Here is a 12,275-nt window from a genome sequence, read left to right on the forward strand (position 1 = left end):
TAACCTCACCAATGAACTGTTATTGTAAATTGTAGTTGATTCTACACTATAATTACCTATTTTATTTCATAAATTGAAAAAGATTGGTGTGAACAAAATTAATGCCAATGTGGCACCACGGTATAGAAATATCACAAATACATATTTAAGCTACAACTTTATAGAAACTTAGGATTAATTTCTTTTAAGGGAATTAACACAAAATCTCTAAGTTGGATGTAAGGATGAGGAATAATGAGCTTTTGTGATCGAATGACTCGATTTTCATAATAAAGAATATCAATATCAATTATTCTTGGGCCCCATCGTTTTTTGCGAACGCGGCCTTGCTTTTTCTCAATTTGTTGACAGGCGCTAAGTAATTGGAGAGGCGATAAACGAGTGCTTATTTCAATGACTGTATTACAGAAGTCCTGTTGGCTTTTTAACCCCCAAGCCTTACTCCAGTAAAATGATGAAATTTTAGTAACTGCTATTAGTCGTAATGCTCTAATGGATTGGATTGCTTTACAAAGTTGGCGTTCGGGATTCTTCTGATTTGAGCCTAAACCTATATAACAGATATTCATTGACTATCACTTGTTTTGGGTTTTCGGCGCCGTTTTTTACGCTTAGAAAAATCGGGTGTAATTTGAGCAACCATTTTTGTTTGTTCTGCTTCATCTGCATCCTGAAAAATTGTCCACCATTGCGCTAATTCTATGGCTTCGTCACCAGCTAATGAACGCAGGGCCATAAAATCATAAGACGCCCTGAATCGTGGATGTTGCAGAAGATTAAATGCTCTACCACCTAATCTTTTTGCAAAACGATATTGCAATAACCAGATTTCTCGAATAATTTGACTGTAACGTTTAGGAATAGAAATAATTTTGTTTTGTTCTGAAAGAACAAAAGACATAGCTTGTTCTATAGAAGGAAGTGGGTCAATACCTGCACTTTGCAATTGTTTTGAATGTTCAACCATTGGAAACCATAGAAAAACCGCAAATAAAAATGCAGGAGTAACTGGTTTTTCTTCACGAATACGGGTATCTGTATTTTCAAGTGCAATTGCTAATAATGCGTTTATTGGATAAGTACTATCGAATAGTTTATGCGTTTGTGGAAATAAATGCTCAAACAAACCATATTGCATGAGTAGTCTTTGTACTGTTTCTGCATTACCGCATTGGTATAATTTAGTCATTTCATCAAATAAACGAGAGTTGGATACATGGGTAATGAGATGACTAATTTCTGGGAAGGGGGCCGCTGTTTCTGAGGCCAACTTAAAATTTAATTTGGCACTGAATCGAATGGCGCGCAACATTCGTACAGGATCTTCTTGATAACGCTTAATTGGATCACCAATCATACGAATTAGCTTTTCTTCTACGTCTTTTACTCCACCCGTAAAGTCAATAATCGAGGAGTCGTTAATATTGTAGTAAAGTGAATTAATGGTGAAATCTCGCCTCCACGCATCTTCATCAAGAGAGCCATAGGCATTGTCGCGGACTAACATCCCACGCTCATTTGTTACTTGATTTTCATCAATAGCTACATGGCTTCTAAAGGTTGCGACTTCGATGATTTCACGATGAAAGAGGATATGAACTAATTTAAAGCGACGGCCAATAATTCGCCCATTTCTAAACAAACTTTTGACTTGATTCGGTGTTGCATTTGTTGCGACATCAAAGTCTTTTGGCGCTTTATGAAGTAATAAATCCCTAACGCTACCACCCACAATGTATGCTTGAAAACCAGCCCCTATTAAACGGTTAAGCACTTTAAGCGCATTGCTACTAATATCTGTTTTGGATATGTTATGTTTATTTCTAGGTATTATATAAGCAGAATCAACAGGTGCAACGTGAGCCCTGTTTCTCTTTAACAGCTTTTTGATGAACTTGATGATCTCAATATCTCACAAAGATTAACGAAACATATTCATTATAACCAAGCAAATAAATAAAGTGAATCATTTACCTTTATAAATCTTAGACTAAGATTATATCATAGGCCCACCAATATTTTGATATCAGAGGATTTAATGGATTTCCTAGGTGTTATTACAAGCTTAGTTGTATTAATTATATTAGAAATTGTTTTGGGGATTGATAATCTGGTTATTTTATCTATTTTATCGGAAAAACTTCCTGTTCATCAGCGAAAAAAAGCAAGGCGTTGGGGGTTAACATTTTCTTGGGTTACACGCCTCATGTTACTTGCTCTTGCAGTGCACATGATCAAATTAACCAAGCCATTGTTCATAATAGATCAATTTTCTTTTTCGTTACGTGATTTATTTCTCATGCTAGGTGGCGCCTTTTTAATATGGAAAGCAACTGATGAGATTCATCAGGATGTTTCAGAGAAATCGCCAGAGCCTAAAAAAAATATACGATCCTTTAAGGCAACATTTAGTATGGTGATCTTACAAATTGCAGTAATGGATATTATATTTTCTTTAGATAGTGTACTCACTGCGGTGGGTTTAACGTCACGTTTTTGGGTGATGGCTGTTGCAATTACATGCGCTATTCTCATTATGATCTTTGCTAGTGAAATCGTTAGCGCTTTTATTCAAAAGTACCCAACGCTTAAAATGCTTGCGCTGAGCTATTTAATTTTAATAGGAATGATACTCGTAGCAGATGGTTTTTCTTTTCATGTGCCTCGAGGATATGTATATTTCGCGATGGGATTCTCCTTAGCAGTTGAGTTTTTGAATTTATTAAAACACTCACGTCAAAAAAATAATAAAGCATCAGGAAAATAAGCATGCTGTACATTAAAGCGTTTCATATTATTACAATGGTTGCCTGGTTTTCAGGCTTATTCTATTTACCACGATTATTTGTGTATCATGCAGACACTCATGATGAGATTAGCCTTAATCGATTTAAAATCATGGAAAGGAGACTTTATTATGGTATTACTTGGCCTGCTGCTCTTCTAACCAGCATATTAGGTTTATGGCTTCTCAGTTATAATCCAGCATATTATCTTAAAGAAGGTTGGATGCATGCTAAGTTGGGCTTAGTAGTTGTTTTGTGGGTTTATCATTTGTTGTGCGGTCATTATCGTAAAGCGTTTGCTGAGGATAAAAATCAGAAAAGTACACGCTTTTTTCGCATTTATAATGAAATGCCGACTTTATTATTGATAGGTATTGTTATTTTAGTCGTGGTTAAACCATAAACTGAATGATTCATTTTTAATAATTTCGTGAACATGCTCATTGTTGGAATAAGACTAAAAATGGCATGTCCACAGATTTTTTCTTTCTATTCTATTTCAACCATTTCAAAATCTTCTTTACCGGCACCACAATCTGGGCAGAACCAATTCTCAGGGACATCTTCCCATCGTGTACCAGGCTCTATACCATCTTCTATCCATCCTTCAGCTTCATCATAAATAAAGCCACAAATAACACAAATGTATTTTTTATATTCTTGCATAATAACACTCAGTTAAAAGGGTGTAATTTATCTACTGTAAGCCTAGATGTAAAGTTAATCTGTGCATTTTGCAATTTTTCAGAATAGCTGTACTATACACGGCAAAATTTATGGAGGTTTTTATGTCGCGTTCAATAGATTTATTTCACCACGCCCAGATGCTGATTCCTGGGGGTGTAAACTCACCTGTTCGTGCTTTTAAAGGTGTAGGTGGAGAGCCTATTTTCTTTAAGCAGGGAAAAGGGGCGTATCTTATTGATGTTGATGACCGAGATTATATTGACTATGTAGGCTCTTGGGGACCATTAATACTTGGGCATTGTCATCATGCAGTCATTGAGGCGGTAAATAAAGTGCTTTATAGTGGAATGAGTTTTGGAGCACCTACTGAGCTTGAAGTAGAATTGGCTGAAAAAATTATTTCTTTAATTCCTTCAATTGAAAAAATACGCATGGTGAATTCAGGGACTGAAGCAACAATGACTGCTATTCGGTTAGCAAGAGGATTCACTAAGAAAAATAAATTTATTAAATTTAATGGTTGTTATCACGGGCATAGTGATGGTTTGTTGGTAAAAGCGGGCTCTGGTTTGCTGACATTAGGTATTCCTTCAACGCCAGGAATTCCACAAAGTGTTACTGAGCATACTTTGACTGCGGACTTTAATAATCTAGAACAAGTTGTCCAATTATTCGAAAAATTTCCAGAAGATATTGCCGCAATAATTCTTGAACCAGTAGCTGGAAATATGGGATTTGTTTTACCTGAGCCTGAATTTTTAAAGGGTTTACGGCAATTATGCGATCAGTATAAAACCCTATTAATATTTGATGAAGTTATGACTGGATTTAGAGTAGGGCTAACGGGGGCTCAAGGAATATTTAATATAACTCCTGACTTAACTACTTTAGGTAAAGTAATCGGAGGAGGGATGCCTGTAGGTGCTTTAGGTGGTAAAGCTGAAATTATGTCATTTTTAGCTCCGGAAGGTCCTGTCTATCAAGCAGGTACTCTTTCTGGCAATCCACTTGCTATGGCAGCTGGCCTTGCTACGTTATCAGAAGTTGAAAAGCCAGATTTTTTTGCTGAATTAAGTCATACAACACAAGCATTAACACGGGCTTTGGCTTCTGTTGCGGAGGCATTAAGTATTCCATTTTTTACTGCATCACTAGGTGGTATGTTTGGTTTTTGCTTTACAGAAAAAACATATATTGCTAATTATGCAGACGTAGCTGCGTCAAATGAAGTTTTATTTAAAAAGTTTTACCACGGTATGTTGGAAAAAGGAGTCTATTTTGCTCCTTCAATGTATGAGGCTGGATTTGTTTCGAGTGCACATGGGGAAAAAGAAATTCGTAAAACACAAATGGCAGCTGAAGAGGTACTAAGTCAATTAAAACAATAATGATATCGTTCATCGCTTAGGTGAAATAAGTAAAAATATGAAACAATGCTCCTAATATTAGCATTGTTTCGCCTTATCTGAGAATATGGATTAAGGGCTAAATTAACTAGATAATAAGATGGCAAAATTTATTTTTAAAATACTAGACAGTAATTTTCCCACATGTCATATTCATAGATGTTCTTGAGTTAACAAGGAAAGTCATGACGTCAATAATGACAAATCAAAAGGAGTTCCTAAAAGCAATGCCACAAGGGATTGTCCCTTTGTTTTTTATTCAGATAGTATCTACTTTAAGTTTTAGTGTACTTTATTCAACATTGGTTTTATTCATGATGGGGAAGCTTGGATTGCAAGCAAGCGCTGCCAATAGCATCATGGGTGTTTTTATTGCTTTTAACTACGGATTACATTTGCTCGGTGGTTTTTGGGGTGGTCGCTTGTTATCTAATCGAGCTCTGTTTTGCGCGGGAATGATAGCGCAAATCATAGGTTGTGTTTTGTTATCATTTAGTGATTTAACATTCTTGTATTATGGTTTGGCCGCTTTTTTGACAGGTTCTGGCCTGAACGTTACTTGTTTGAATTGTATGCTTACCCAGCGTTTTTCTCCTGAAGATACTCGCCGTGAAACAGCATTTCTTATGAATTATGCAGGGATGAATATTGGTTTTTTTGTGGGCTTTAGTTTAAGTGGTTTATTTCAGCTGACTCAAAATTATGAACGACTTTTTTTACTCAGCAGTTTAGGTAATTTAGTGGCATTAATTATTTGTTTATATTGTTGGCAACAATTATCGGATAGAGAAACATTGTTTTCAAAAAAAGATAAATATAACCAAAAAAAATCTATTCTATGGGGTATTGCTCTGATTTTGTTACTTCCTTTCTTTTTAGGACAAATGTTGCAGTATGCAGACTGGGCTAAAAAATTAGTATTAGTTACAGGCCTTGTGATGTTAGGAGTCATACTCTATCTTGCAAGACAACAACCTACTAAGGAAGCTAGGGATAAAATGGTTGCTTTTGCTGTATTGATGATTGTTGGTACCATTTTTTGGATGCTCTATCAAATAGCGCCTATGGGACTTACTGTTTTTATTGATCATAATGTGCAGAGAGAGTATGCCGGTTGGGTTATTCCACCGCAATGGTTTCAAAACATTAATACGGTAGCTATCGTTATTGGTGGTCCATTATTGGGTTTATTGTTGCATAAAATGCGTAAAAATGGGGTGCAAATCAATATCCCCACCCAGTTCGCTTTAGCACTACTCTTTATCGGTATTGCCTTTGCTGTATTGCCTATAGGAATCGCTTATGCTAATTATGAGGGTTTGGTTAGCCCAAGTTGGATTGTTTTTAGTTATATTTTACAGAGTATTGGCGAGCTTTTAATTTCACCAATTGGTTATGCTATGATAGGCTATTTAGCGCCCACATCATTGCAAGGAGTAATGATGGGGATGTGGATGTTAAATTCAGGTGTTGGTGCGACTTTATCCAGCTATAGTTCAAACTTGATGATTGCTGGACAAAAGAGCGTTTCGCCTGTACTTACAAATAGTGGTTATAGCCATGTATTTTTAATGTTAGGGTTATTTGCTATTGGTTCTTCCATTGTGCTTTTTATTTTAATTCCGAAGTTACGGGGATTACTTCAAGAAAAAAAGCTCGTTGAGTTACAAGAATCTAAAGCAATGACTACGAATCGAGTAGTTGTATGTGAGTAATTTTTTTGTACCTATTAAAAAAGCAGAGCTTGATTGGTCCGGAGCTCTGCCTATTTCAATTCAATATGATGATGTATACCACTCTTCGGGTGGAGGGATAGAACAAAGCCTTTATGTGTTTGTCCATGGGAACAATCTCATTCAACGTTGGCAATCATTTCCTAAGACTACCCAGCAGATTTTTACCATTGGCGAAACTGGTTTTGGAATTGGTTTAAATTTTCTTTTAAGTTGGCATTTATGGGAGCAATATGCTCCATCCTCATGTCGACTTCATTTTATCTCTTGTGAAAAACATCCACTTTCTCTTGATGACTTGGTAAAAAGTCTTGCTTTCTGGCCGCAATTGGTAAAACAAGCAGAGCAGCTTATCGCCAATTACCCTATCTTAACTCCAGGATATCATCATCTTTCATTTTGTGAAGGTAGGGTTACTTTGACTTTAATGCTTGGTGATGCATTTGAATGCTATGAACAATTATTGATTTGTGGTGAATCGGAGCTTGAGCGTGAATTGAGACCTTCTTATATCGATGCATGGTATCTTGATGGTTTTGCGCCAGCAAAAAATAAAAGTATGTGGTCTAATTCTCTAATAAAAGCAATTGCTATGTTGTCGAAAGAGAATACTACTTTTGCAACCTATACTGCAGCAGGCTCTGTAAAAAAAAGTTTAAGTCATCATGGATTTCTGATTGAAAAAAGAAAAGGGTTTGGATTAAAGCGACATATGATATGTGGTCGTTTTGCTCAGACCCCAGAACCAATAACTACAAAACGACATACGCCTTGGCATACGGGTAAACCCGAAAAAACTTTTAATAAATCAGCTATTATTATAGGAGCAGGTTTAGCTGGTTGTTTTACTGCCTTTTCCCTAGCAAAAAAAGGTTGGAAAGTAACTGTAATTGATGAATTAAACGAAGTAGGTAACGGCGGATCAGCAAATCAACAGGCGGTTTTATTTCCTAAGTTATCTGCCTATAGTGCTCCACTTACTCAATTTATGTTAACCGCATTTTTATATGCTGTGCGTACATATCAGTTTATTTTAAATCAGACCAAACTTGGTGAATTAAACGGGGCTTTATTGCTTGCACATAATGAAAAGGAAAAAGCTGCACAAGAGAGTTTACGTACGTGGCTTCTTCATTATCCTGAGCTGGGCATGCTAATAGAGAAAGAACAAGCATCTGAGTTAGCAGGATTTTCATTACCAAATTCTGGATTATTTATCCCTTTATCAGGATGGATAAATTCACCCGCATTATGCCAGTTCTTAGTGAATACAAAAGAAGTTTCTCTAGTAACAAATACATCAGTAATTGATTTAAGATTTGATAAGCGCTGGATCGTTAATAATTGGGAGGCGGAGGTGGTTATTTTAGCGAATGGGCATAAAGTAAATTCGTTTAAAGAAACGAAGTATCTACCCATAAAACCTATTCGTGGTCAAATGACAGCAATTTCCTCGACCCAACAAAGTGCTCAGTTAAAAGTGCCTTTATGCGCTGAAGGGCATGTGCTGCCCGCACTAAATGATATGCATCAAGTGGGTGCTACGTATGAGTTAAATTCGTCCATAGCTAAAATTAAATATGAGGATGATCAAACTAATTTAACGAAGCTAAAGCAGCTTTCCTCTAATAATTTATGGTCTGATACTGTAACAGGCCATTGGTCAGGAGTTAGAGCATCAACACCTGATTATCTTCCTTTAGTTGGAAAAATTGCTGATGCTGAAAAATTTCTTAAGCATTATGCACGATTAGAAACAAATGCGAAATGCTGGATTCCACAAGCAGGGCCTTATTATCCCGGGTTGTATGCTTGTGCTGGATTTGGTTCGCGAGGGCTTACCTCTATTCCTTTGTGTGCAGAGTGGTTAGCCTCTTTAATTAATAATGAACTAAGCTTTTTGCCAAGAAATTTGCAATACGCTTTATCTCCTGCGCGGTTTTTACGTAAAAATATAATTCGAGCTAAGGTTAAAATCGATTGAGATGAAGGTCTCATTAGAGCATAATATTATGCTTTAAAGATCAAGGAGTGACAGTTGATGGCCGATTCTAAAGGCAAGTATTTCAAACAAATAATCGAAGAACACAAACCTTTACCTGTCTTAGGCACTGTGAATGCCTATTCTGCGATGCTCGCTCAATTTTCTGGAGCCAAAGCAATCTATCTTTCTGGAGCTGGAGTTGCGAATGCTTCTTATGGTTTACCTGATCTTGGGATGACTAATTTATCACAAGTTCTTGAGGATGCCCGTAGAATTACAGAGGCTTGTTCTTTACCTCTTCTTGTAGATGTAGATACCGGATGGGGACATGCTTTTAATATTGCTCGAACAGTAAAACTCATGGAAAAAACAGGAGTTGCTGCCATTCATATTGAAGATCAAGTTCTTGCAAAACGGTGTGGGCATAGACCTAACAAAGCAATTGTATCCATGAAAGAAATGGGCGATAGAATTAAATCAGCTGTGGATGCACGGCAAGATCCCGATTTTGTGATTATGGCAAGAACAGATGCTTATGCTGTTGAGGGCATGAGTGCGGCAATTGAGCGCGCATTATTTTGTATCGAGCTAGGTGCCGATATGATATTTCCTGAAGCCATGACTCGCTTAGATGAATATCAGTTTTTCACGCAAAAGGTTCAAGTACCTGTTCTGGCCAATATTACTGAATTTGGCAAAACTCCTTTGTTTAGTCGAGAGGAGCTTAAAGACGTGGGCATCTCTTTAATTTTATATCCGTTGAGTGCATTTAGAGCGATGTCTCAAGCTGCCTTGAATACCTATCGAGCTATCTTGAGTGATGGAACGCAAAAATCCATGCTTGATAAAATGCAAACACGAGAGGAACTATATGAGGTACTCGGCTATTATCAATACGAACAAAAACTAGACCAATTGATGGAGGAAGATAATGAGTGTTAAAAGCGGCGGCTTAGCCGGTGTTGTTGCGGGTCAATCAGCAATTTGTACAGTTGGGCTAGCAGGGAAAGGTCTTAATTATAGAGGTTATTCAATTGATGATTTAGCGGAGTATGCTACTTTTGAAGAGGTCGCATATTTATTACTCTATGGCAAATTACCTACCCAAAAGGAGTTAACTGAATATACTGCAAGATTGGTTAGTCTTAGAGTATTGCCTGAAAATTTAAAAACAGTACTTAAGTTGATTCCTAAAAATACTCATCCAATGGATGTATTAAGAACAGGATGCTCTTTTTTAGGAAATATTGAGCCAGAGGAGCAATTCTCACAAGAACATCAAATTGCAGATCGCTTGTTAGCTTTGTTTCCAGGAATGATGTGTTATTGGTATGCATGGCACTTTCAGAACAAAGAGATATCTGGTTTGAGTGAGGAACAAACAACAGGAGCACATTTCCTCTCATTGCTGCATGGTAAAAGACCAAGTAAAATAGAAGCTCAGATGATGAATGTATCTTTGATTTTATATGCTGAGCATGAGTTTAATGCATCAACCTTTGCGGCACGTGTGACTGCTGCAACGCTTGCTGATTTTTATTCAGCAATCACTAGTGCTATAGGTACATTGCGAGGTCCTTTGCACGGCGGTGCTAACGAAGCAGCAATGGCGCTTATAGAGCGATTTAAGAGTCCTGATGAAGCAGAAACTGAATTGAAAAAAATGCTAATCAACAAAGCGCTCATTATGGGATTTGGTCATAGAGTATATACAACGAGTGATCCTCGCTCTGATATTATTAAAAAATGGTCATTTCGTTTAGGTGAAGAGAAAAGCGATCTTCAGTTGTATCATATTTCAGAACGAATTGAAGAAGTGATGTGGAATGAGAAGAAGCTATTCCCCAACTTAGATTTCTACAGTGCCTCAGCATATCATTATTGCGGCATTCCTACTTTCTTATTCACCCCAATTTTTGTAATGTCTCGTATTACAGGTTGGGCTGCACATGTATTTGAACAAAGAGCAAATAATAAACTTATAAGACCTACTTCTGAGTATACTGGACCAGAACCTCAAAAGTTCACTCCAATAGAGAAAAGGGGTTAATAGTTGGATCAGCCCATATGGAATGCTGATGTTAGTAGGGTGCAGGAAGATATAACCCGGGATTTCTGAACAATCAACGCTTAAAGCTTTGTTGTGCTGCACCCCAAGCTATGGAATTAAGTACTCAACTGAATAATGATATATAAGAGGATAATATGCACGGTTATGTCGAAGATAATATTAAGCCTGATTATGATCAGGTGATGATAGATATTGCAGATTATGTATTAAACAAAAAAATCGACAGTATTTTAGCTTATGAAACAGCGCGATTATGTTTGATGGATACTCTTGGCTGCGGTATCCTTGCTTTAAATTTTTCTGAATGTACGAAGCTGTTAGGGCCTGTTGTTCCCGGGGCTATACTCCCTGGTGGGGCACGTGTTCCTGGCACAACTTATGAATTAGATCCTGTTCAAGGAGCTTTTAACATTGGTACCATGATTCGTTGGCTTGATTTCAATGATACATGGCTTGCTGCTGAATGGGGACATCCTTCTGATAATTTAGGTGCCATACTCGCAGTTGCTGACTATATGTGCAGAGAAAATTGTTCTAAAGGTAAAGCACCCATATTAATGCAAGATGTACTGACTGCCATGATTAAAGCACATGAAATTCAAGGCTGTTTAGCTCTTGAAAATAGTTTTAATCGTGTTGGTTTGGACCATGTGTTTCTAGTAAAAATTGCAAGTGCAGCTGTTGCAGCGCAACTCTTAGGCGCGGACAGAGATATGATGTTGAGAACATTGTCCCAAGTTTTTGTTGATGGCCAAAGTCTACGAACTTATAGACATGCACCTAATGCGGGGTCCCGAAAATCATGGGCTGCAGGTGATGCAACATCCAGAGCAGTGCGGTTAGCCTTAATTGCCAAAACAGGAGAAATGGGTTACCCAAGCGCTTTAACTGTACCAACATGGGGATTTTATGATGTATTATTCGGCAAAAAACCGTTTAAGTTTCAACGCCCTTATGACAGCTATGTGATGGAAAATGTTTTATTTAAGCTCTCCTATCCTGCTGAATTTCATGCACAGACTGCAGTGGAATGTGCTGTAAAGTTGCATCCAATTGTAAAACATCGATTTGATGATATAGCTAGAATTGATCTAGTGACCCATGAATCTGCAATTCGCATTATTAGTAAACAAGGTGCTTTGCATAATCCTGCGGATCGAGATCATTGCTTGCAGTATATGGTAGCGATAGGCTTATTATTTGGAGATTTAAAAGCGGAACATTATGAAGATAATGTGGCTGCTGATCCTCGAATTGATGTTTTACGTGCTAAAATGCATGTTACCGAAAATGAACTTTTTTCTCGTGAGTATCTTGATCCAGAAAAACGCTCAATTGCTAATAGTATTAAATTGATTTTTAAAGATGGTAGTGAAAGTGATTTGATTACTGTTGATTATCCGATCGGGCATAAACGTCGACGCGAAGAAGGCATTCCTGTTTTATTATCCAAATTTAAAAAGAATTTGAGTACTCAATTTTCTGAGGATCGTGTAGAGAAGATCATCCAGGTCATGAATGATACAAATGCACTTGCAGCAATGAAGGTTGATGATTTTATGCAATTATGGGTTGTTGCACAATGAATTTTATAGTGTAAAGCAAATT

General features: G+C 37.2%; 11 protein-coding genes. 8 read left to right on the forward strand and 3 right to left on the reverse strand.

Translation table 11 applies throughout. From position 1 onward, the window contains the following. Nucleotides 1-158 precede the first annotated feature (158 nt). Together folK and pcnB are read right to left on the reverse strand one after the other, a co-directional pair. On the reverse strand, nucleotides 159-569 hold the full coding sequence (gene folK, locus DYH34_RS08320; protein ID WP_058463540.1) for a 2-amino-4-hydroxy-6-hydroxymethyldihydropteridine diphosphokinase: 411 nt from the start codon (nucleotides 567-569) through the stop codon (nucleotides 159-161). After that, nucleotides 566-1,882: a polynucleotide adenylyltransferase PcnB gene (gene pcnB, locus DYH34_RS08325; protein WP_058463539.1), complete on the reverse strand. Its 1,317-nt coding sequence runs from the start codon at nucleotides 1,880-1,882 to the stop codon at nucleotides 566-568. The genes folK and pcnB overlap by 4 nt, the downstream gene beginning before the upstream one ends. Nucleotides 1,883-2,038: 156 nt before the next feature. On the opposite strand from pcnB, the gene DYH34_RS08330 reads away from it, so the two are divergent. Further along, nucleotides 2,039-2,767: a TerC family protein gene (locus DYH34_RS08330; protein ID WP_058463538.1), complete on the forward strand. Its 729-nt coding sequence runs from the start codon at nucleotides 2,039-2,041 to the stop codon at nucleotides 2,765-2,767. Nucleotides 2,768-2,769: 2 nt separating this feature from the next. Further along, nucleotides 2,770-3,189: a protoporphyrinogen oxidase HemJ gene (gene hemJ, locus DYH34_RS08335; RefSeq protein ID WP_058463537.1), complete on the forward strand. Its 420-nt coding sequence runs from the start codon at nucleotides 2,770-2,772 to the stop codon at nucleotides 3,187-3,189. Nucleotides 3,190-3,275: 86 nt separating this feature from the next. Here hemJ and DYH34_RS08340 read toward each other — a convergent pair whose 3' ends face one another. After that, nucleotides 3,276-3,452, reverse strand: a complete 177-nt coding sequence (locus DYH34_RS08340; protein ID WP_058463536.1) for a rubredoxin — start codon at nucleotides 3,450-3,452, stop codon at nucleotides 3,276-3,278. Between the two features lie 122 nt (nucleotides 3,453-3,574). Between DYH34_RS08340 and hemL the strand changes: the two genes are divergently transcribed. From hemL to DYH34_RS08370, 6 genes are all read left to right on the forward strand, one after another. Continuing rightward, a complete protein-coding gene (gene hemL / locus DYH34_RS08345; protein ID WP_058463535.1) occupies nucleotides 3,575-4,861 on the forward strand; it encodes a glutamate-1-semialdehyde 2,1-aminomutase in 1,287 nt (428 codons plus the stop codon). A gap of 245 nt (nucleotides 4,862-5,106) precedes the next feature. Then, nucleotides 5,107-6,594 carry a peptide MFS transporter gene (locus tag DYH34_RS08350; RefSeq protein ID WP_172465435.1) on the forward strand — a complete coding sequence of 496 codons (1,488 nt, stop codon included), beginning with the start codon at nucleotides 5,107-5,109 and terminating at the stop codon, nucleotides 6,592-6,594. Next, nucleotides 6,587-8,596, forward strand: a complete 2,010-nt coding sequence (gene mnmC / locus DYH34_RS08355; RefSeq protein ID WP_058463533.1) for a bifunctional tRNA (5-methylaminomethyl-2-thiouridine)(34)-methyltransferase MnmC2/FAD-dependent 5-carboxymethylaminomethyl-2-thiouridine(34) oxidoreductase MnmC1 — start codon at nucleotides 6,587-6,589, stop codon at nucleotides 8,594-8,596. Before DYH34_RS08350 ends, mnmC begins: the two co-directional genes overlap by 8 nt. A gap of 57 nt (nucleotides 8,597-8,653) precedes the next feature. Continuing rightward, nucleotides 8,654-9,538 carry a methylisocitrate lyase gene (prpB, locus tag DYH34_RS08360; RefSeq protein WP_058463532.1) on the forward strand — a complete coding sequence of 295 codons (885 nt, stop codon included), beginning with the start codon at nucleotides 8,654-8,656 and terminating at the stop codon, nucleotides 9,536-9,538. After that, entirely contained in the window at nucleotides 9,528-10,646 is a 1,119-nt protein-coding gene (gene prpC, locus DYH34_RS08365) for a bifunctional 2-methylcitrate synthase/citrate synthase (protein ID WP_058463531.1), read from the forward strand. The genes prpB and prpC overlap by 11 nt, the downstream gene beginning before the upstream one ends. Nucleotides 10,647-10,801: 155 nt before the next feature. Continuing rightward, complete coding sequence (locus DYH34_RS08370; RefSeq protein ID WP_058463530.1) at nucleotides 10,802-12,253, forward strand: bifunctional 2-methylcitrate dehydratase/aconitate hydratase; 1,452 nt, start codon at nucleotides 10,802-10,804, stop codon at nucleotides 12,251-12,253. Nucleotides 12,254-12,275 lie beyond the last annotated feature (22 nt).

It is taken from the genome of Legionella cincinnatiensis (assembly GCF_900452415.1).
Lineage (GTDB): Bacteria > Pseudomonadota > Gammaproteobacteria > Legionellales > Legionellaceae > Legionella > Legionella cincinnatiensis.

Bases quoted from the DNA above. Each gene is read 5' to 3' on its own strand.
- hemJ (WP_058463537.1), top strand. From the start codon at position 2,770: ATGCTGTACATTAAAGCGTTTCATATTATTACAATGGTTGCCTGGTTT.
- DYH34_RS08370 (WP_058463530.1), top strand. From the start codon at position 10,802: ATGCACGGTTATGTCGAAGATAATATTAAGCCTGATTATGATCAGGTG.
- prpC (WP_058463531.1), top strand. From the start codon at position 9,528: ATGAGTGTTAAAAGCGGCGGCTTAGCCGGTGTTGTTGCGGGTCAATCA.
- DYH34_RS08330 (WP_058463538.1), top strand. From the start codon at position 2,039: ATGGATTTCCTAGGTGTTATTACAAGCTTAGTTGTATTAATTATATTA.
- folK (WP_058463540.1), bottom strand. From the start codon at position 569: ATGAATATCTGTTATATAGGTTTAGGCTCAAATCAGAAGAATCCCGAA.
- DYH34_RS08340 (WP_058463536.1), bottom strand. From the start codon at position 3,452: ATGCAAGAATATAAAAAATACATTTGTGTTATTTGTGGCTTTATTTAT.
- prpB (WP_058463532.1), top strand. From the start codon at position 8,654: ATGGCCGATTCTAAAGGCAAGTATTTCAAACAAATAATCGAAGAACAC.
- DYH34_RS08350 (WP_172465435.1), top strand. From the start codon at position 5,107: ATGCCACAAGGGATTGTCCCTTTGTTTTTTATTCAGATAGTATCTACT.
- hemL (WP_058463535.1), top strand. From the start codon at position 3,575: ATGTCGCGTTCAATAGATTTATTTCACCACGCCCAGATGCTGATTCCT.